This is a genomic window from Bacillus sp. FSL E2-8900 (assembly GCF_037966225.1).
In the GTDB taxonomy this organism is placed as follows: Bacteria; Bacillota; Bacilli; order Bacillales; family Bacillaceae_G; genus Bacillus_A; species Bacillus_A cereus.
In genome coordinates this window covers 1,590,317-1,612,912 of sequence record NZ_CP150193.1, presented here as the reverse complement: position 1 = coordinate 1,612,912, position 22,596 = coordinate 1,590,317, and the positions used below count along the sequence as shown (strand labels likewise).

The window sequence follows — 22,596 nt, the reverse complement described above, 5'->3', positions numbered from 1 at the left end:
AAAAAAATGGGGGTTTCTTAACATGAGAATTAATACAAACATTAACAGCATGCGTACGCAAGAGTACATGCGCCAAAACCAAGACAAAATGAACGTTTCTATGAACCGTTTATCAAGCGGTAAACGCATTAATAGTGCAGCTGATGATGCTGCTGGGCTTGCTATCGCAACTCGTATGCGTGCTCGTCAAAGCGGTTTAGAAAAGGCTTCACAAAACACACAAGACGGAATGTCATTAATCCGTACTGCAGAATCTGCAATGAATTCTGTATCAAACATTTTAACTCGTATGCGTGACATTGCCGTTCAATCTTCAAACGGAACAAACACTGATAAAAACCAATCTTCTTTACAAAAAGAATTTGCAGAATTACAAGAACAAATTGACTACATTGCTAATAACACAGAATTTAATGACAAAAACTTATTAGCTGGAACAGCATCTATTACAATCGGTACAAAAGGTGCAAAAGGTACAGAAATTAAAATTGAAACTCTTGATACTGCAGCTTCTAGCAAACAGATTTCTATTAATTTATCTAATACTACAGCATCAAACTTAGGAGTTGCTGCCGGAACTAAAGGTATAGCTATTGACTCTTCATCTTCTGCTTTAGCAGCTATTTCGGCTATTGATGCAGCACTTACTCAAGTAGCTGGTAATCGAGCAACTCTTGGTGCTACCTTAAATCGTTTAGATCGTAACGTTGAAAACTTAAATAACCAAGCAACTAACATGGCATCTTCAGCTTCTCAAATTGAAGATGCAGATATGGCGAAAGAAATGTCTGAAATGACTAAATTCAAAATTTTAAATGAAGCTGGTATTAGTATGCTTTCTCAAGCAAACCAAACTCCACAAATGGTAAGTAAATTATTACAATAATTTACTTACCTCTAAAAAACGTCCTCAATTGAGGACGTTTTCTTTAAAAATAAATATTTAAAAATCGAACAAAAAAATCCCACACAATTTCTTTAAGAAAATAACAATCTCTACTATAAATCCTCTATTATTTATCCTCCAAGATAGGTATTTTTTTGATTCATGTGGACTCTATAAATTTGTTATTTTACGTATAGAAAAGATCTAATATTATAATTCAAAATGGTAGTTCCGGACTTCCAACCGTTTATTTTTTCCTAAGCAAATACCTAAAACTAGAGCCTTACCTGTTCCTATATGTGATAGATTTTGATGTTTTTACTAGCGTATACTCATGAAAGCTATAGAATAATATAAGCTACCTTTTAATATATATACACTAATTAATATAGATAAATTCTATCATGTTAAATTTCTTCTTTAAAAGATTGAAACATTTACTAACTTTACTTTTTTAAAACTTATATTTTTCAATCGAACTTTGCCACGTGATAACTCTAACTACTTTTGAATCCTCGGAAAATTGTTCAGACTCTAACAATAATATTTACAGGAATAACTTTTCGTTATCCCTAACACACACCACCTACTCTAAACAAATTATTTCTTCTTTTGACACAATCTATTATTTTTTATAAGATATCTATATATTTAAATTTTATTTTTTATTCAGAGCGTTAGGAACCCTAAAGGGCTTCCTAACGCTCTGGAATCTTTTTTTGATTTTAATGAAAAAACAATATAAAATAATAGAATTTAGAAAAATAGCCCTCCACTAGCCCTTTTTGAAGTGACCCCTAAAAGTTAGACACGGTTATTTCATTAGGCAGCTTGATCCAAATGAGTCCGGTATTGTACCGGGCTCATTTTTAATTTTGCCTTAATCCGTTTCGTATTATAATAATCTATATATTTTTCTAATTCTATTTTAAAGTGCTCTACATTTTCAAATTCTTTTATGTAGAGGAACTCCGACTTCATAATCCCAAAGAAATTTTCTATTACTGCGTTGTCGTAACAGTTGCCTTTTCGAGACATAATCTGGACGATAGCTCTTGATTCAAGTGTCCGGACGTACTGTCTCATTTGATAATGCCATCCTTGATCCGAATGCATCAGTAGCTGATGGGTTTCAGGTAAACGTTCCAATGCTTTCTCTAACATGTCTGAAACAAGCGAATACGTCGGTCTAGAACCAATTGTATAGGTAATAATTTCACCATTATACAAATCTAATACAGGTAATACATACAGTTTCTCTCCAAACAATTTAAACTCTGTGATGTCCGTTACCCATTTTTGATTCGGGGCATCTGTGTAGAAATTACGCTCTAAAATATTTGGTGCAATTCTACCAACTTTTCCTTTATAGGATTTATATTTCTTCATACGCACAACACACTTTAATCCAAGCTCTTTCATAATGCGTTGAACCTTCTTGTGATTCACTTTCTGACCACGATTCGTTAATTCATCACGAATGCGACGGTAACCATAACGACCTTCATTTTCCTCATAAATCGCTTTAATCTCGGCTTTCAAATCGGCATCTACATCTGGACGACGCATTTTCTTTACTAAATCATAATACGTGCTTCGAGGAATAGTAGCTAGCTCCACAAGTGCCTTCACCGAATATTTATGCCTTAATTCATAGACTACTTGCGCTTTGTCTTGTTTTGTGATTTTTCCTTGTTTTGAACTAAGGCATTTAACTTTTTTAAGTACTCATTTTCCATCTCAAGCTGTTTAATGCGTGCTTCAAGTGCTTCGACTGACCCTTCAGCTAAAGGTTGTTTTAATTGTTTATTTGAATCTTTTTTCATGGATGGACGCCCCTTTTTCTTAGATCGAAGGGCATCAATTCCTTGTGTTTCGAGCTGTTTTTTCCAAACAGAAATCGTTGAAGGGGCAGGAATATTAAAGATAGCTGCCGTCTCAAATAAGGACATACCCTTTTCAATCATAAAGTTTAGTACGTCTAGTTTAAATTGTTTTGTATAATTTGTACATCGTTTTAGAAAAGCTTCCAGACCATTCTGTTTATATTGGTTTACCCAATTCAAAATGCTTGTGTCACTTACACCGAGCGATCTACCCATTTCTCGATAACTTTCATTTCCGTTCAAATAACGTAGAACGATTTGTATTTTTTCATCAGCTGTAAATTTAGCCATAGAAAAACTGCACCTCCAATTGTTAGACTGTGTCTAACAATTGGGGTGCAGTTCATTTTGGTTAAGTGGAGAGCTATTTTTGATTTTTTGACGGGATGCGGTGAGATAAGCCCGCATTTCTTTAACATCTATAAAGCTTCGCTCTATAGTCAAACAACGTAATCTTTCTTTAAATTCATTATATAAAAAAGGCAGTTTCCTTATGACTGCTAATGGTTATAAATATACCACTATTATAATACCCTTTCTATTAAATCCCAAACCCTTTGAATAGATTTTGCATCCTGATATTGATGTACCCTTCCCTTAATATTCCGACGCATTTTTTGGTACTGATTTTTATTTTTCAGCTCCTCCTCTATTTTCATTTGTAGTGATTTTTGAGTTATTGCCTTTGGCCCAGGCGTCCATTCTTCATATGGACTCAATAAAAAGCCACGATTTTCTTCATATTCTTTATAATCAACTGGTGTGAATATAATCGGCTTATCTAATAGTAGGTAATCAAAATATACTGACGAATAATCTGTAATTAATAAATCAGTGGCCCCCAGTACTTCATATAAATCTACACCCTTAGACGCTAGCATACTATCAGTTAATAAATGTACTCCAGATATATTCTCAATAATTTGACGTACTTTATACTCTTCTGCTGGATGTAACTTTACAATGATCTCACAATTTTTTTCTTGTAAAAATTTCTTAAACTCGCTAATATTGAATGTTTCAAAATCAAATAGGTTTTCCCAGCTTCTGTTTCCATCTTTCCTATGATTAGAAGTGGAACGATATGTAGGCATATAAAAAATAACATTTTTGCCTTGATCTGGTTTATCTAACACTTGAAATAAATTTTCTCTACTTTCTTTTTTAAACAATAAATCATTACGAGGCTGTCCTGTAACAACGTATTTATTAGGATCAATTTTAATACATTGATTCATTACTTTATTATAAAGATTTGAGTAAGATGTCGTATAATTCACTTGATCCCATATTTTAGAAAACCTATTCTTATTTACCTCACTGTTATCAACAAATCCCATCGCTTTCATAGGAAAACCATGCCATAAATCAATAATTATTTGTTGGGGATTAAACATTTTTTTATTTAGGAAATAATTCCCTTCTGTTATAACAACCACATCACTTGAAACTATCTTCTGAATGTATTCATCAGTCATTTCTTGCCGGATTAACTCTATTGTATGTTTATCTTTTACTTTCGATGGGATATTCTTATATAATGCGATTGTGTTTGAACCACTATTTGATGTATATACTAATGTTATTTTTTTCTTCTTTACAGCGCCAGATGAACTATATTCCTTTTTTTGAGGTTCTAGATGTAATTCATTTACAATCCATTCATTATCCTCCTTAATTAAATCTACATAACATATTAAATTTTCACTAGCATCGTTACCTATATGAATAGATTTTATTAATTCTAATTTAACAGTAGCTTTATTCTGATTATGTTCCATTGCAATTACTTGTGGATAACATACATTAAAATTCCCACTTTTTTTTGTAACTAGCTGTAATTCATTTTGATTTTTTAACAATGATAAAAACATTTTTGAAACCGAAGTATTTCGATTCTCTTCTTCAAATGGCGATATCCCTATATCCAAATACATTTCCATCACCGTTATCACAGTATCCAAAATATAATCTTTTACTTTCGTCTCCATTTGTTTGCGGTATTGCTGTTTATAATTTTTTACACCTTTTAATTCTGAATCCCGATAAATATGGTATGCAGGGAAATGACTGTCTACAAATAATCTAATTCCTAACGCAGCTGCTCTAATAGATAGATGTCGGTCTTCTCCCCACATAGTTACATTTTTGATTTTTGAAAAATTAACCCCTTTTTCAAGGGCTGACCTACTAAATAGTGTACAAGCTCCCAATCCTCCAACTTCATATACCCCTGGCTTTTTTAACATATTTAAAAATTCAAGTGTACGCCTTTGGATTTCTTTTTCTTCTAACACTTCTTCTCTATGATGTTCATACAATGTATAATGATCATAGAGCCATACTTGGGGCAACTCCACATTATTTTTCTCCCATTTTGTCCAAAATATTTCTGCCACAATATCTTTATTTAATTGAACTAAATGTTGTAAAGTCTTGGGATGTAAAACTAAATCCGAATCAACGAAAAATAAGTAATCATACTCTTCTTCTAACATCTTATCTATTATTTTATTTTTGTATTTTGCTACTTTCCATATTAAATCTTCATTCCAATAGTGACTATTTTCATCACGTTGATATGTTTGTAAATTTTTCTCTTCAAGCACCAAAACATTTTCTTTTTCTAGTGCAAACTTTTCAAGTAATGCACTAGAATTAGATTCCTCATTATCATCTATGAAGTAATAACTAACTTCTAATTCATCAGTTTCTAATTCTTGTAATGACATTAAAAACTCTTTTAATATGTTTTCCTTTTGATTTATTGGACTTCCAATAAGTATTCTTTTCTTCATAATTTTTCTCCTTGTAGCAAAATATAACTTTCATTTTTTTGCTATGTAACCATATTATTTTTTATTTGGGTAGTTGATATCCCTGGTGTTCTAGGTAGATATATAACTTGACAGTGGCTTTTCAAATAATCAAAACTTCCTTTCCAATCTTCTCCTATAACAAAAATATCAATATCATATTTTAATACATCCTGAACTTTTTGTTCCCAACTTTCTTCAGGTATAATCTGATCTACATATCTAATTGCTTGTAAAATTTCTTTTCGACTTTTGTATTTATAGCATGAATTTTTATTTTTTATCTTATTAAATTCATCTGTAGATAATCCGACTATCAAATGGTCTCCTAACTCTTTCGCTCTTTTTAATAAATTAACATGACCTATGTGCAATAAATCAAACGTACCATAAGTAAGAACTCTTTTCATTTTTATTTTCAAACCTCTTTCTCTAAATATACAAAGAAAAGATAAAAAAGACTATTTACTCATAAAATTTTAGCTCTACTGTTCCCCCTGAATCCTTCCAATAAAGAAGGATACAACCTGATAGGACAATGATAATTAGAGAGCCTATTTTTATGTTATATTTCTTTTTACAGCTGCTCTCAATTATAGTTTTAAATAGATAGTATTAGATTCTTTCTCAACCAGTTACTATTTGAAAACATTTTAAGTCCTTTCATCATAATTCCTTCTCTATCTTCCTCCATTAACTCAATGGCATATTTATAAAAGCGGAAATCCTTACTATATTTATCAACTGCTTCTACTGCAATACGATACGCCTCTTCAGTATTATTATTTTTAATTAACCATTCAATTATATTTACATAGCCTTGCTCTGTTATATCTTTCTCATCCGCTAATTGATAAAAATCAATTGCGATATCCTCGTATTCATTTGTATAAAATACGTCTGCAATTTTCGCATCACTATTTTTCTTAAGAAAATGTTTATATGAAATCAATTTCTCTACGAAATCTGGTTTATTATAGCGACAAGCTCTATCCAACAATACTAGATACTCTTCTTCTTTTATTTCTTGAATCGCTTTGGGTTCTTCAAATAAAAACTCAAATACGTGAGAAAAATTCGAATGCCTCATAACATCTTTTATACGTTTATCTTTTGTAATTTCATACAAAATACATAAATCAGCTAGATCAAACACTCCATTTTGAATTCCCAGTAATAAATCTTCTGTTTCAAAAATAATAATTGCATCCTTCATAGTAGTAATCATATCTACTTTTATCTGTATTATATTTATTAAATTCCCTTTTCCATCTTCCATATCATCTGCCAATAGAGTCGCCAACTCTACATACCCTAAATGCAATAAACATTTCATAATTTCTATACGTATTATATTCGTCTTAATTAAATTTTGATTATTAATAAATTCATACACTTCTTGTGGTCTATAGTATTTACATAGCATATGTACAATTTTTGTAGCAATTCTAACTGATAAAGAGTTTTCATTTAATGCCTGTATATAGTGATTAATTGCTTCTCCTTCATTATTTTCAATTTCATAAATTTGTCCAAGTCGTTCGTGTGGTAAAAATGTTTTTCGATCAAAATGATAGATTATATCTGTATATATTTCGTTGTTTACTAGAATATTTTGATAAATCTCTTTTGCATCATCGTAACGTTTTTGTAAAAAATAAATTTCTCCTTTCCAAAATGTAAAATCTGGAGCCAAGGGCCACAACTCCTCTGTATCACCTACAATTTCTAACGCTTCTTCAAAACGTTTTAGCATAACTAAACATTCTATAATATAAAATAAACATGTACGCACCCAACCTTCATCAACACTTTTTTTACATGTATACGCTTTAATAAAATGATTTAGGGCTTCTTCTTGCTTGTTTAACCTTCGAAGCTCTTGTCCGTAATTAAAATAAGAGAAAGCTATATTATCCTCTTTATTCATTTCTTTTTCTATAATTTGTATATTACGATTTTCTTTATTTTGTTTTACCACTACATTTAATAAATATCCATAATGATAGACTTTAAGAGATGATAAAGATACTCTTAGCTCTCCTTCTGCAGCTTCCAATTGTTCATGAATAGCACGCTTATAACAAATCGTGCCATCATTTATATATATTCTTGGCATTTGATTAACAGTTGTATTTTCTCCTAACGTCCCTGAAAAACTAGTAATTTCCACTAAATACATATTAAATTTATTTTGGTGGGATTTTATTTCATTTATAGCTTCTTTGAAATTATCAGGGTCGACACACTCATCAGCATCAATTGCAACAATCCATTCCCCATTTGCTTTAGATGCCGCAAAATTACGTGCCTCAGAAAAATCATTCGTCCACTCAAAATCATATACTTTATCTGTAAATTGTTTTGCAATTTCTTTTGTTGAATCTGTTGATCCTGTATCAACAACAATAATCTCCTCTACTACCATTCTCAGAGACTCTAAACATTTCCTTAACATTTCTTCTTCATTTTTTACAATTAAACAAGCTGATAGAAAAGGCTTCATTATAATTTTTCTCCTTTATTTATACTAAATGTATAACCTTTAATCATTATATTACCATTTTACTATTTTTTTAACGCTTTTTTTAAAAATGATTTAATATTTATATAAAAATATTCGAAAATGCGATTTTAAACACCCAATTATCGATGTGTCGAGAATATAATTAACAGAAAAATACATTTTAAAAATTTGAAGTCAAACCATCTTTTATTCAGAAATTAGAAAAATATCGCTACTATATATATTTATTTAGCTATAATACACTTTTTTCTATCTCTATCTTTATAACAAAAATATAATCTCACCCTCATTCAGCAAATATAATTTTTTCTTACACGTTTACTTTCATTTTTTCAGCTTTGTTACAATTACATATACGTCACCAGTTACTATATTTATTATCCAAAGAATATCACTTCTATATGTCCTTTTTTAAACTGTGTCGTTGTTACTTGCTGACCATACTTCTTTACTGAATATAGACTTTCTTATTAATTTTTATTTTAGATATTAATATATACTGTTCCATCCGCTACCACTAATAAGTTCCCATATAATTGTCATATCTTTCACCACTTCTGCTGTAGCTAACTCTTTTCCTTTTAAAGCTACAACCAATAGAATTTTACAATATTACCGGTTACAACGTCAGTTAGTTTAATTGTATCCATCGCCTCTTTTTCATTACTTGCTACTGTTTAATATTAGACCTAACCATATTACTAAGGCATTGCCTTCTGTAAAGAATTTAGTGATATATTTTTAATACCTTAGATAACAACTAAAATTACTGTTTGATCGAGTATTATTGGCTTTTCATTCTTTTTCATCACAGCCGATTTTCAAATTCTCCTTCTCCCTCATTACAGAGATATAACATATACTCTAATCAGGTCATATCATATTCTGTTTATAACATGTAAAAGGACTTGAACGATTAATAGCCATTTTTCGTCCCTCTTAATTTGCACAATAAAAACGTAGCTGTTTTTCTACCTTATTACAGAAGTGAAATATGATGAAGAGAATAATATTATTCATTTTAATAACTATTTCATCTCAAAATACACGAACATAACCTTTGTCCTTTTTTAAGAAACAATTTCTAATTACTCACTCCGTAATTCCACTAAATAATTTAGATACTTGTTCTAGTTTGGTAAATATATAAGAACAGCATTGTTTAATCCCTTTTCAGCTTTGGCCCTGAATACAAATATTTCATCTCTTAACCTTTTAGAAAAAGTCTATACATTCACCTTTTGGTTAGTACCTTTCATATTAGCTATTATGTACAAATACTTAAGGGTAGATACTTTTTTTACAGCACATACAAAATAAAAGGGAAATACATATAAACTATGTATCTCCCTTTTATTTTGTACCCAAATTTTATTACTGTGTTACGGTCATAACTTGTCCACTACGATCAACCATTATTTTCATTTTACCGTCTTGTGCATTATATAGCCCTAGTTTATGTAATTCCATTTTACAATCTTGTACGAAAGTTGGTAATTTACGAATTTGATCGATATCAGAACTTGTAATGAAATGAATTAAAAGCTGCGTCATGCCTTTAATATCTTGTACAAGCTCTTCTTTCTCTCGTTTTAGCCTTTCATTTTCTAGTTGTAACGACTGCAATTCACCTTCTAAGCTACGTGTATTCTTTGCTTCTCTAGAACGCCCTGCTGCCATGCTAGAAAGCTTATAAATACCTTCCATAAACTGATGTAGTTCGTCTTCTTTCCTTTCACTACATTGATTAATTGTTTCAAAGTTATCAACGATACCAGATATAACTGTTACAAGATTTTTTTCATCTTCTTTATGCTGGATTTCTTCTTTTAATTCGTACTCATTTTTTTGTTTTCTTGCAACAATCGTCTCTTTTACTGGTATATATTTTCGCTTTCGTCCTGGTTTTTGCTTTTCAATATTTTCAAACGGTATTTCACGTTTTTTCAATTTATAATACGTATTTTGCAATTGACTTTCTGTTTTTGGAAAAAGATTTAGTTCATTTTTACTTACGTATTTGGAAATATTTAAAATGTTTAAACCGTGACGTTGACAAAATTGATACACTTCATACAATAGCTCTAGTTCAGACTTCAGCCATGTAATTGCTGATTTTTCATATGCTCGCATCCCGCCATTTTTTTCTATATCTATTTGAAATAATACTATTCTATTATGTAAATCAACCTTCATACTTTACTTGGAATTCTTTTTCTATTTTTTTAAATTCCACCTCTAGTTGCATATCGTTCATTTTATTATTTGACATGTTTTGTAAAAGACCTAATACATTAATTGCTGTGTGGTGATACATAATCTGTGCCACTCCCCCTCATCCTTTCACAATTCTCATCTGACTCCCATGTCTTTTAAGAAAATAGCAATTTTTACATATCCATATTATAACAGTTCGAAATTATCTGTCAAATAATAAACATACAAAAATGTATAGAAAGTATAAAAAATTGGAAAATGTTTTTATTAATATGCAAAATTGCATATTAATTACATTTAATTATATTATATGGTATTTTGAATGTTTTTTCACCGAAAAAATTTGCGTTACCACGAAATATTAATAAAATAACCATTGAAAATGCGTTTGCTTATATTTTTAAATCAAAAATCTTCAAATGAAGAATTTTCATACATACAGCACCAAACACCCCAGAAACCTTTCATTTTTCTGCCAGCTTAAAGTATAGAATACTAAAAAGGAATTAGCCATATGTAGCATTGGCTAATTCCTTCCTCTCTCTAACAGAATAGAGTTATAAACCCAGTCTTCAAATCCTCAATCAAAGTCTTACTTCTTCTTACATAAAACTACTTCATACCTCTGAACTCACATCGCATGGGACTCTATTAAGCACTGACCGCTCAACACTTGACTAGAGCTTCTATTCTGGCTAAAAAGAAGCTTTTAAAGTACTAACTTATCAACTAAACCAATTAACTCTTGAATATCTGGCTTACTTACTTGAGCATTTGCTCCTACAGCTTCACCTTTATGGAATAATTCATTTGTAATTAATGAAGAGAAAATAATGACTGGTAAACGATTCATTACTTCACTATCCTTAACCACTTTCGTTAAATGATGTCCATCCATTTTTGGCATTTCAATATCCGTAATTAGCAAGTGAATATGTTCAAACATTTTTTCGCCTTGCTCTTTCGCTAATTTTTCAATTTGTGCTAACGCTTCTGCACCATTGCTGAAGAAGTTCATTTTCGTATATCCAGCTGATGATAATGTTTCTTCTAATATTTGGCGAAGCATCGCTGAATCTTCTGCAATGTAAATTACTTTTTCAGCTCGATCTGTTTTTTGTTCTAACCCTGCAATTGATTTATTGTCATAACCAGTGCCGCTAATTTCACATACAATTTTTTCATAATCTAATAGTAAGATGATTTTGCCATCTAGTTTTACAATACCAGATGTCGTTTCTTCTAGTCCCATAGATAATGAAGCTGGTTCATCAATTTGTTCCCACGAAATACGTTGAATACGATGCACTTCATCAACGCGGAAAATAACTTTCATTTGGTTTAATTCTGAGATGATAAATTTCGTTTGATCAAGTGGCTTTGTTGACTTTAAATTAAGAGCCATTGCCAAGTTAATAACAGGTAAAATTTCACCACGTACTTGAACAACACCTTCAACTGCATGATGAGATTCTGGCACAGTTGTAACAGGGAATGGATTAATGATTTCACGTACTTTCATTACATTAATACTAAATAGGTTTTCACCAACAGTGTACGTAACAATCTCTAATTCATTTGTTCCGCTTTCTAATAAAATACTTTGTGCTTGTGACATAAAGGTGTCGCTCCCCTTCCATTAATTCCGTATATCTAATTATTAAGCTTTATAAAAGCGAAAAAGTCAACTACCTATATAAAAAATATAGATAGTCGAACGATTCATTTTATTAAAAAACAATTAATCTTGTATAAACGAAGCAAGTGCCTCTAATAACACTTCTTGTGCTCCTACAATTTCGGTCGGCATTGCTTCCCATTTTTTCGAAAGCTCCGTCTCTACTCTTATTCTCAGCTCAGAATTCATTTCTGCTAGCACATATTCTTTCGTTGCTATATCAACATCAAGTAGCGCAAGTGCATATAATTCCGGGTCATTTATTTTTTCGAATAATCGCTTTAATACTACCGGTGCTATATGTTTTAATTTTTCAATATGAATTTCCTTATCCGAAAATAGTAACTCATATTGAATAAACGTAACATTTTCTTTAATCACTTTAAAATAACAATTATTTTTTTTATCATTCACAAAATAACCGTTTGGATCTGCGATAATACTTTCTACTTTACGAATTAAATCTGGCAAACTATTCGCCGCCATTACAGTTCGCTGCTCAACCTCACTCGGCGAAATGAATGTAACGCGATACTTATTTTGCGCCATCCTCCTCACCTCTCCTTTTATAGAAATTCAGTCTAATTGTATACTACAACTACCTTAAATTAACTTAAAACTATTTTATATTACCACTTCTTACACTACCATACTACCCTAGTAACGCTGCATATCTCTGGTCTTACACATCGGTCGGGACTCTATTAGGCACTAACCGCTCCAAAACATCGCCAGGTCCTCTCTCAAAACCTAAAAAGTGCTTTTAAGAACCTTTCAATAACTCTATGTTATTAAACCAAAACGCTATTTGCTGATCCGTAATATTTGGCAACATAACAAAAAACTCACGACACTTCATCTCATCCTTAAACAGTTGATACTTCCAAACACTATCGCTACCAACACATATGAAATAAAACTCATGGATACGGCCAATGATCGCTTGTTTTTCACCAAATGAATACGGAGGCACTTGCTTAATTTCAAATTGATCTGGTAAATATACATGCTCTTCTCGTTCTATTTTTAATACTTGCTCGGCAAGTTCACGTTTATTTTCGAAAAAAGGCAATTGTAAAATTCGCTCTTGTCTTGTCATACGAATAAAAAACCCTTTCTACTCCATTACATTTTTTCCTTACGATATATTATCGAATTAAGTTTACAACTTCATTTAATACTTCATCTGAAACTTTAATTACTTTCGCATTTCCTTGGAATCCGCGTTGGTATAACATTAAGTCAACGAACTCTACAGATAAATCTACGTTTGCACCTTCTTGTGCACCACCGCGTACTTTACCTGCACCGTTTTGACCAGATGCACCAAGAGCTAAAATACCTGTTGTATTCGTCGCTGTATAGTTACCATTACCTGTTTTCATTAGTCCGCCTTCGTTCGGGAACATTGCAACAGCTAATTGACCAGCTGATTTCATACTTCCATCAGAATATTTTACCATTACATATCCACCGTCAGCAATGAAGCAATCTTTAACCGTCGCTGCTGCTCTACCATCTACGTCAGTTACTGATAATGTTTTATCAGTCGGATGATTTGTTAAGTGACTTAAGTCTAATTTTATAGAGCCGCCATCAAATGGAATATTGGCTCCTTGCTCTTTCGGATTTGGATTTCCAACAGCATCAAATGTCATATTACCACCTGCACCTGGAACATCTTTAAACTCTGTTTCTTTTTTCGAGTCATTACGCATTTGTACTTTATATGTATAGTTATGTTCGCTCGTTTGTTTAAACTCGACACGCATTGTCCATGTATTCCCCGCATTATCATATACAGGTAAATCTTGTGTAATTTGTTTTTCACCAGTCGGAATATTACCTTTAATTGTCCCTTTCGATGTTCGAATACCACCAATTGCTGTTCCCATTGGAATTTGCAACGGTCCTGGAATTCCAGATAAATCAACTTCACCAGTTGCCTCATTCGCAGGGTATGCAAACACGTATTGACCTTCAGTATTCGTAATATAGTAATCTGAAGATATCCCAAACGTACCTTTACGAGTAAATTCCATATTTCCGCCTTTTGAATCACCTACAACGAAGAAACCATTACCTTCCATTGCGGCTTGTGTTTTGCCACCTGTTAACGTAATTGTACCATCACTATAATCCGTAACAGTACCACTCATTTTCACACCGTTACCAATACTTTTCGGATTCGTCCCTGCATATTTACCGTCACCTTTTGCACCAATCGAATTGTTATATAGTAAATCATCAAACATTGCTTTTTGTTTTTTATAACCTACTGTTTGTGCATTGGCAATATTATTTGAAGTTACACTTAATGCATTTTGTGTTGCATTCATCCCTGTAATACTTGTATATAACGCTTTAATCATAACGTATGGACACTCCTTATGAATTTGTAGTTTTTACTTCTTCAGTTACTTTTTGATCGTCTTTCTTTGCGTCTTCTGGGTTCGTTTCCCCAATCGGTTTATCAGACACTCTCTCAACGAAACGAAGAGAGACAACTTTATTATTAATAACGAGCTGTACATCGTTATTTTCCGCAAGACGAACCGTTTCTACTTGACCGGTTACTTTGTTTCCGTCACCGTCAACACCTCTTACGTATTTCCCTAAAAACTTCATTCCACCATCAAGTGCTGTTGAATACATTGTTGATTGCAGCTTATCTACTGCTTTCGTCATATTCTGTACTTGTTCCATAAGAGATAACTGCGCTGTCTGATTCATCATTTGATTCATATCCATCGCATTAAATGGATCTTGATGTTGGAAACTTGATAAAAACAATTTTAGGAAATCATCTTTCCCCATTACCCCAGGAGTCTTTTGCGCTCCTGCTGAAACTTCATTACTTTGTTGCACTGGCGATTGTACACCATTAACAGGTACATTACTTTTTTGCGCTCCTGCTTGTAACGGAATATGATTTGTACTCGTTGTATTTAATCCAACTGTTGGCACGCTTTATTCCTCCAATAATCCCACAAATTCTGTTGATTGTTGTTTTTCATGATTTGTATTTGCTAATTTCTGTTTTTGCCTTTGCTCTTGTTCTCGCTGTTCTTTACGATTTTCATCTTTATCTGAATAGCTAATTTGAATATTGATTTCTTTTTCTTTTAACTTTAATCTCAATTCATCAAAAATGATTTCAACACGTTTTTTCGCATCGTGTTTTTCCATTTCTACGTAAACGTCAATTTGATCTCCGTGTTTTTTCATAAACACTGTTAATGTACCAAGTTTTTCTGGATTTAACTGGAATAAAACACGTTCTTGTTTCACTACAAATTTTTGCAGCGCTTCTACTTGCGCTTCCATTTTCTTTCCTAAGTCAGGTAATGAAACTTTCTCAGCACCACTATTTGATTTCCCTATTTGTTCGGTACTCGTCGTTTTATTTAATAATTCTGCACCTGCAGAGCTCGAATCATTTAATGCATCAACTTCTGGCAACTCTACCTTTGCATCATCGCTCTCAAGTTTTGGAAGATCTACCTCTTTAGACTCTTCTTGTTCCTTTGCAATATTACAAGTTTCTGTTTCTACAACCTTCAATGCTTGCATCGTTTGCTCTGGCATCTTCATTTTGTCTAATACCATTTGCATTGTATCTTCTAAACATATAGCATTTTTGATATTCATATTTGAAAGAAGTTCTTGTAATTGTTGTAATTCAGCTGCAGGTAATTCATTAAGTTTAATATTGCCATATTCTTTATATAGCTCTTGTATTTTTTGTATGTATTGATATAACAATTCCGGCTGCACATGTAATTGCTCAATTGCAACCATTTGCTCAGATACAGCTAATAACAACTGTTCTGTCTCTTTTTTTTCTTCTTTCTTTACAATTGGTTCTTCTTTCGTTACCGATGGTTTAGAAAGGTTATATTCTTTTTTCTCTTCTTTTGGTGCTTCTTCTCGTTTCGTTTTCTCCGTTTTCGGCTGCTTTTTATTTTCGATTCTCATCGTACGATCGAATGAAGAATCTTCATTTTTCGATTGTACTTCTAGCCCTTTTTCTTTTTGCGGAGGTAAACTTTGTTGCACCGGTAATACAGACTGTATCACTACATTCACCTCATCCATTCATACACATTTTCAAATCAAGAAGCATTTTTTCTTCCAGCTTTTCTTGTGCTTTCGCAAGCTTTTTGCAATCTTCTTGATACATCTCATCAATGACACGTTCTTTTTCTTTTACTTGCTCTAAAAGGCTTTCATTTTTTTGAATAAAACCTTCCGTTTTTTTAATTTTCCGATTCCATTCTTCTATTCTTTCAGGTGAAAACGTATGTGAAGAAAGCATACCAGCCATAATACGTTGCCCAGTTTGTACGACTTTACTACGCGATTTCACAACATATAAATCATATTCTTTTTTTTGTTCTATTTTTCTTTTTTCAGCTGTTAATTCATACACTTCTTTTAAAATATGTTCTTTTTCTTGATTTATTTGCAATTTTATTGTGTCGTACTGCTGTTTATCCACCTGTTTTCATAACCCCTTTCTATTATAACGTTCTCTTTTTCTATTATATAGTTTTTTTCCAAAAAAATCTGTGAAATATTAAAAAACAAAAAAATAAGACCTCTTATGCAGAGGCCTTATACTATATGCTGTATCGCTTCAACGATATCATCAAATTGGAAACTATCCGATCGACCTTGCTTTAAAAATGCATTTATGCCTTCTACTTTATTTTTACATTCAAAAATATAAGCATTTTCTTCATTTTGTTGAATCGTTCCTAGCTTAAAATACAATTCATTTTCTTTATAAATTGATAAAATCTTTCTCATTTCATTTGCAAGTTGCCAATGATGTGGCGAAACAATTTCTTCCATAATCCTACTTACTGAATCTAATACTGAAATTGCAGGATAATGACTAAGCGTTGCAAGCTCACGCTTTAATACGATATGTCCATCTAAAATACCACGTGCTAAATCTGGTACAGGACCATTTAAATCGTCCCCATCAACAAGCACCGTATAAATACCTGTTATAGATCCCTTTTGTGTTTTCCCGGACCGCTCTAACAACTTCTTCATATAACTTTCCATTAACAGTGTTTTACCACCAATCGGTAACTCTTTAACAGCAATATCAACACTTCTTCGTGCATCAGCAAAACGAGTAACAGAGTCCATCATAAGTAATACGTTATTGCCTTGATCACGGAAGTATTCAGCAATAGACGTTGCGAGTTTCGCTGCACGAAGTTGCATAAGATGACTTTCATCTGACGTCGCTACAACAACGACGCTTTTTCGCATACCTCCCTCGCCTAACTCTTTTCGAATAAAGTCTTTTACTTCCCGGCCACGTTCTCCTACTAAACTAATAACGTTTATATCAGCTTTTGCATTTTTTGCTATCATTCCAAGTAAAGTTGATTTACCAACACCTGACCCAGCAAAAATACCAATCTTTTGACCGATACCAATTGTTAGCATAGAATCAATTGATTTTATTCCTGTTTCAAATACATCGGTAATCTCTTCACGTTCAAATGCATGTATAGGCGGTGCATCTAGTTTTATTTTCTGTAATGGAATGTTTTCAGCTTCCTCATTTAACACTTCACCATTTGCACTTAACACTTTTCCGAGCAAGTGATTACCACGTGGTACAACAACATCTTCTGAAACTAGTGTCACTGAATCTCCATAACATACTTTTTCTGTCTGTTCAAATGGAAGTAGCATATTATTTTCTTTTTCAATGGCAATCACTTCACATAAGACGTTATGTTCTCCAACGAAGCAAACATCTCCGATCTTCGCTTTCGGCCCTTTTGCTACGAAAAACTGTTCTTGTACACTATGAACTTTGCCTACTTTCGTATACAGCGGTGTTTCAATGAACTTATTCCATTTTTCGTTCTCATTCATTAACAGGCGGCTCATACATTTTGCTCCTCAAATAACTTCTCTTCTTCCCATTTCTGACGAAGTTTCGCAAATATAGGTGCAAATTTAAATTCAAAGAACTCTTTCTCTTCTTCCAGAACAAATTCACCAAACTGCAGGGAGAAATCATATTTCCATTCTACTAATTGTAGTAACCAATATTCTTTCGTATTCTCCTTCTCTTCTTGAATACGTTCAAACGTTTCTGGATGTACTGTAATGATTAATTTTTCAAACGAAGTTGGCAATGTTTGCACGATGCCAGTTAAAATAGGTAACACATCAAGCAATCGTGAATCTACCGCTTGATTCACGATTTTTTCTGCTAAATGAAATGATTGATCCCATAATAACTCTGTCCATTCATATGCTATTTCTTGTTGTTCTTTTTGAAACTGCACACGCGCTGCTTCCATCTGTTCCATTTGTTCATGAATATGCATTTGAAATTGTTCTTTATCTTGTAATAACTGCTGACGCTCTCGTTCTAGCATTTGCTGCTCTTGCCTTAGCTGATTCATTTCCATATGTAATGATTCTTGCTGGGCGCGAAGCTCTGCATGATCTGCTTGTAATTCTTCCTCTTCTATTTGGACTGAAGCTGGTTTTGGAAATTGTAATTCATACGTTTCTTCAGAAAAAGAAACAGAATTCTTCGGAATTCTGTTTTTAAATAAGGACATCCTCTTCACCTCTTTGAACGATAATTCTTCCTTCTTTCTCTAGCTTTTTCACTGTACCAGTGATCGTTTGCTGCGCTTTTTCAGCATCCGTCATCTTAAGCGGTCCTAAGCCATCTAATTCTTCTAGAATCATCTCTTTACGGTTTGAAGACATACATGTAAATAATTTCTCTTTAATTTCTTCTTTTGCAATTTTAAGTGCTTTCGCAAGAACACCGTTATCTGTAATTTCTTCTAATACACGGCGAAGCGCAAGATCTTCAAGACCAAGTAAGTCTTCAAAGACAAACATATTTTCTTTAATTTTCTCAGATAACTCATAATCGACTTCATCCAGCTTTTGAAAGACTGTTTTTTCAACACCTCGTGAAACATTATTTAAAATGTTTACGATTGTTTTCAAGCCATCAGTTTTATTAATTGCACTAAATGCCATATTATTTAATTTCGTTTTTAACAACTCACCAATTTGATTAATTAATTCACCATCAACTTGTTCTAACTTCGCAATACCCATTACCGTTTCTACTCGCTTATGATCTGGCAATCTCTCAATTAATTGAGACGCAAGTTGCGGTTTAATATAAGAAGCGATAATTGCAATTGTTTGTGGTGACTCATCATTAAGCACTGTAAGAAGTGGTTCTAAATCTGTAAGTGAATTTAAGAATTCAAATGGATTATCTTTGTTATACCAAAGGTCTTCCAATAATTTTTCCAGTTCGTCTTCTGGCATGTTTTTAAATATACGACGAATATACTCTTTATCTGGAGTGACTAAGTTCAATTCTTTTACATTTAGTTCATATAAGAACTCTCCTAGTACATTCTCTAACGTTTCTGGTTTATATACACGAAACTTCGCAATTTCACGAAGTAATACTTCTTTTTCCTCAGCTGTCATATATTCAATGACTTTTGCTGCCACCCCTTCGTCTAATGTACGAATGAGGATGGCAGCTTTTTCTTTGGAGGAGATTTCATCTAACATCGTTGTTCCTCCCTTACTGTCCGTTTAACCATTTTTTAATTACTTTTGCAGTACCTTCTACATGTTCTTTCGTAGCATCCTGCACTTGTTCATCTAACGTTGGTTCTTTCGGTTCTTCTGGTTCAGGTTTTGGCTCTGGCACTATTTTTTCTTCAGGAATTTCCAAGATACTTTCATTACTTGCAGCAATTTCATCTTCTGCTAAGTATTCTTCATATTCCTCTTCTTCTTTCTTTCTCTTACGTCTTGCTAATAAGAACCATACTAGACCACCGATTGCTAATAAGCCAGCTGTAATTCCACCGAATAACCACCAGTTCATACCACTTTTTTCTGGCTCTTTCTCTTTTTCAGCTTTCGGCTGATCGAACTGAACAGTTACAACGTTAACTTGACCATTTATAAAGTTACCGTTCGGATCAGCTTGAAGTCCTGCCGCTGTTCCAATTGCTTCTTTGAAAGTAGTCATATCAATTCTTCGTTTTACTAACGTATCATTATCTACCCATACAACAACATTTGTTTTCGTTAATTCTGGGTGTTTCTTAATTGTTTCAACTGTTTTATCTATTTCATAGTTTTCGATTTTGTTGCCATTTTTATTATCGTAGACAACTTTACCATTTTGATTATTGTTCGTACCGTAGTTTGGCACTTCACCGTTCGCTGTAATACCAGCACCTTGCTTCGTATCTGCCCCTTCTTGCGCAGTAGAGCTTTCTTCTTGCTCTTGTTTACTACGAAGTACACCTTTATCACCATACTTCTCTGACTGACGTGTAACTTCATCGTAGTTTACAGATACTTTCGTATTCACTTTATATTCATTCGGTTTAAACATCGTCATTAACGTTGCATCAATATCTTGCTTTAATTTACCTTCAAGTTGGTGCTGCATCTCTACTTCTTTCTCATAAGAAGAGGAACTACTAGAATGTGCTCCATCTGCTCCTTTTGAGATAACACCTTTTTTACTATCAATAACACTTACTTCTTCTGCCTTCACACCAGGAACTGCTGCACTAATCATTTGCTGTATACCTGCAACTTGATCAGCCGTTAACAATTGTCCACGTTTCACTCCAACCGTAATCGCCGCTGTTCCTTTCGCTTTTTCTTCATCAAAAATTGTCTCTTTTTCAGGCAATGTAATTTGAACATTTGCCGTTTCAACTGTCGCAAAGTTTCTTACAATATCTTGTTCCAATTGCTTCTTCGTACCGACAATTTGCTTCATTTTTTTATCTTGTTCACTTGAACCGAGAGAGCTTTCTAATAAAATTTCTTCACCGCTTTTCGAATTAAACGGTAAGCCCATCCCATTCATTTCTTTTCGAACCCATGGAGCATCATTCTTTTGCACACGAATTGAACCATCGGCCGCTAATTGGTAATCGACACCTAACTTCGATAATTCTGCTGTAATCTCTTGTTTATCTGCATCATTTAAATTTTGATATACAACAACATATTTATCTGGCAAGGTGAAGTATAAAAGTGCTCCTGTTACAATCGCTAAAAGCGCAGCACCGATTACTAACTTATGCCACGTTTTTAACGATTGGATAACATTTTTCATCTTTTCCATTTAAACACACCCGTCCACTTTCCTAAATTTGCATATTAATTAGTGACTTATAATTTTCAATAAGATTATCACGTACAAGAGCAGCCGTTTTCATTTGAGACTCAGCTTTCTTTTGCTGAATTAAAACGTCATGTGTTTCTCCTACCCCTTTAGTTAGTAAATCATATACTGCTGTTTGTGCATTGTTTTGCGTTTGATTCATATCTTCCAATAAATCAATAAACTTTTTCTCCGGAGCTACAGATGTTTGAGAAGTTTTCGGTGCACCAATTGACTGAATTGCTCCAAATGGTTGTGTATGTAACATTGGTTGAATTTTCATATTACGATTTTCCCCCTTATCCTCGGCCGATTTCTAAATCTTTATCAAGCATTTTTTTATTCGCATTTAATACACTCGTATTCGCTTCATACATTTTTTGAGCAACCATTACATTCGTCATTTCAGCAGTTACATCAATATTTGGATAACGTACATATCCTTCTTCATTTGCGTGCGGATGCGTCGGATCATACACTAAATTTTCCGTTTTGTCTGCTTCAATACTTTTTATTTTTACTCCATTAGTAGGAGCCCCATCTAACATACTTGCAAAACTATTGTTTGATTCTAACACCACACTACGACGCTCATATAAATCTGCCCCCGGAGCCGCCGTCGTATTTGCATTTACAATATTGTTAGAAGTAACTTCCATCCACTTTCTCGCTGTCGTTAGCCCTGAGCCACTTGCATTAATTGCCTGAAACATCCGTTGTCTCTCCTTCTACTTTTAACGTCCGCGTGCCGCTTGGTTAATTGCATATTGTGTATTAATTGCGTTAATTGAAATACCGTATAACTGATTTGCTTTCATTAAATCTAGCATTTCTGTCGTTACATCCACACTATTTCCGTCTTTATTCGTTTGCATTGATTTTGTTTGAATCTTTGCATATGTATTTTTCGTATTTACTGTCGGTAAGTGCATTTCATTCGTTTGATATAAATCTGGATTGCTCTTTAAATCAGCCGCATTATTTTTATATAAGGCACTACTTTTATTCATCTGCTCAGCAAATGTTACATCTTGTGCTTTATAGCCAGGTGTATTCGCATTTGCAATATTACTAGAAACAGTATTTCGTTTCGTCACTAAATAATTCATATAATGGCTTACATCACTCACTAAATCTGGCATATTCCACACCCTTCCTTTTCTAACGTAATGATCCACTGATAGAAGTTTCACTTCATTATTTATTTTCTTATATGTGTTTATTAAAATATTTACTATTATGTACCCTTACATATTTTATTCCATTTTTTCATTGTTGTCTTTAGAAAAATACAAAAATATAAAAAAGAATGCAAAAAACTGTATACACATAGTAATCTATAGAACATTTCAATAGATAA

19 protein-coding genes and 1 pseudogene are annotated in these 22,596 nt (G+C 32.9%); 1 reads left to right on the top strand and 19 read right to left on the bottom strand.

What is annotated here, in order from left to right:
• Positions 1-22: 22 nt before the first annotated feature.
• Positions 23-886, top strand: a complete 864-nt coding sequence (locus NST90_RS08375) for a flagellin (protein ID WP_061113441.1) — start codon at positions 23-25, stop codon at positions 884-886.
• 822 nt (positions 887-1,708) lie between these two features.
• Here NST90_RS08375 and NST90_RS08370 read toward each other — a convergent pair.
• The 19 genes and pseudogenes from NST90_RS08370 to flgB all read right to left on the bottom strand — a co-directional run bounded on the left by NST90_RS08370 (position 1,709) and on the right by flgB (position 22,378).
• Positions 1,709-3,063 (bottom strand): IS3 family transposase gene (locus NST90_RS08370; RefSeq protein ID WP_098861603.1). Its coding sequence is split into 2 segments (ribosomal slippage): positions 1,709-2,610 and positions 2,610-3,063, totalling 1,356 coding nucleotides; the frame shifts between segments, so codons are not numbered across the junction.
• A 233-nt stretch (positions 3,064-3,296) separates the two neighbouring features.
• The gene (locus tag NST90_RS08365) at positions 3,297-5,570 is read right to left on the bottom strand and encodes a CDP-glycerol glycerophosphotransferase family protein (RefSeq protein ID WP_063264172.1); all 2,274 of its coding nucleotides are present in this window, start codon (positions 5,568-5,570) and stop codon (positions 3,297-3,299) included.
• Positions 5,571-5,611: 41 nt separating this feature from the next.
• Entirely contained in the window at positions 5,612-5,998 is a 387-nt protein-coding gene (tagD, locus tag NST90_RS08360; RefSeq protein WP_063264171.1) for a glycerol-3-phosphate cytidylyltransferase, read from the bottom strand.
• Positions 5,999-6,189: 191 nt separating this feature from the next.
• Positions 6,190-8,094 carry a glycosyltransferase gene (locus NST90_RS08355; RefSeq protein WP_074619170.1) on the bottom strand — a complete coding sequence of 635 codons (1,905 nt, stop codon included), beginning with the start codon at positions 8,092-8,094 and terminating at the stop codon, positions 6,190-6,192.
• Between the two features lie 1,395 nt (positions 8,095-9,489).
• Positions 9,490-10,432: pseudogene (locus tag NST90_RS08350) on the bottom strand (DNA-binding domain-containing protein).
• Positions 10,433-11,041: 609 nt separating this feature from the next.
• Complete coding sequence (locus NST90_RS08345) at positions 11,042-11,950, bottom strand: chemotaxis protein (RefSeq protein WP_000075943.1); 909 nt, start codon at positions 11,948-11,950, stop codon at positions 11,042-11,044.
• A gap of 123 nt (positions 11,951-12,073) precedes the next feature.
• Complete coding sequence (locus tag NST90_RS08340; RefSeq protein ID WP_000068301.1) at positions 12,074-12,559, bottom strand: hypothetical protein; 486 nt, start codon at positions 12,557-12,559, stop codon at positions 12,074-12,076.
• A 214-nt stretch (positions 12,560-12,773) separates the two neighbouring features.
• Positions 12,774-13,109 (bottom strand): DUF3964 family protein, encoded by a 336-nt coding sequence (locus tag NST90_RS08335; protein ID WP_061113510.1) that lies wholly within the window; start codon positions 13,107-13,109, stop codon positions 12,774-12,776.
• 49 nt (positions 13,110-13,158) lie between these two features.
• Complete coding sequence (locus NST90_RS08330; protein ID WP_000588320.1) at positions 13,159-14,382, bottom strand: flagellar hook protein FlgE; 1,224 nt, start codon at positions 14,380-14,382, stop codon at positions 13,159-13,161.
• A gap of 16 nt (positions 14,383-14,398) precedes the next feature.
• A complete protein-coding gene (locus tag NST90_RS08325) occupies positions 14,399-14,977 on the bottom strand; it encodes a flagellar hook assembly protein FlgD (RefSeq protein WP_061113511.1) in 579 nt (192 codons plus the stop codon).
• A gap of 3 nt (positions 14,978-14,980) precedes the next feature.
• Positions 14,981-16,090, bottom strand: coding sequence for a flagellar hook-length control protein FliK (locus NST90_RS08320; RefSeq protein ID WP_061113512.1), 1,110 nt, complete (start codon positions 16,088-16,090; stop codon positions 14,981-14,983).
• A gap of 10 nt (positions 16,091-16,100) precedes the next feature.
• Positions 16,101-16,511: a hypothetical protein gene (locus NST90_RS08315; protein ID WP_000360855.1), complete on the bottom strand. Its 411-nt coding sequence runs from the start codon at positions 16,509-16,511 to the stop codon at positions 16,101-16,103.
• 116 nt (positions 16,512-16,627) lie between these two features.
• Positions 16,628-17,932, bottom strand: a complete 1,305-nt coding sequence (locus NST90_RS08310; RefSeq protein WP_046392541.1) for a flagellar protein export ATPase FliI — start codon at positions 17,930-17,932, stop codon at positions 16,628-16,630.
• Entirely contained in the window at positions 17,929-18,618 is a 690-nt protein-coding gene (locus tag NST90_RS08305; RefSeq protein WP_000051695.1) for a FliH/SctL family protein, read from the bottom strand. Before NST90_RS08305 ends, NST90_RS08310 begins: the two co-directional genes overlap by 4 nt.
• Positions 18,605-19,609: a flagellar motor switch protein FliG gene (fliG, locus tag NST90_RS08300; protein ID WP_000883356.1), complete on the bottom strand. Its 1,005-nt coding sequence runs from the start codon at positions 19,607-19,609 to the stop codon at positions 18,605-18,607. Before fliG ends, NST90_RS08305 begins: the two co-directional genes overlap by 14 nt.
• 13 nt (positions 19,610-19,622) lie before the next feature.
• Complete coding sequence (locus NST90_RS08295; RefSeq protein ID WP_046392540.1) at positions 19,623-21,197, bottom strand: flagellar M-ring protein FliF C-terminal domain-containing protein; 1,575 nt, start codon at positions 21,195-21,197, stop codon at positions 19,623-19,625.
• Between the two features lie 22 nt (positions 21,198-21,219).
• Positions 21,220-21,519 carry a flagellar hook-basal body complex protein FliE gene (gene fliE, locus NST90_RS08290; protein ID WP_000701670.1) on the bottom strand — a complete coding sequence of 100 codons (300 nt, stop codon included), beginning with the start codon at positions 21,517-21,519 and terminating at the stop codon, positions 21,220-21,222.
• Between the two features lie 16 nt (positions 21,520-21,535).
• Entirely contained in the window at positions 21,536-21,949 is a 414-nt protein-coding gene (flgC, locus tag NST90_RS08285) for a flagellar basal body rod protein FlgC (RefSeq protein WP_000484680.1), read from the bottom strand.
• 21 nt (positions 21,950-21,970) lie between these two features.
• Positions 21,971-22,378 (bottom strand): flagellar basal body rod protein FlgB, encoded by a 408-nt coding sequence (flgB, locus tag NST90_RS08280; protein ID WP_001113108.1) that lies wholly within the window; start codon positions 22,376-22,378, stop codon positions 21,971-21,973.
• Positions 22,379-22,596 lie beyond the last annotated feature (218 nt).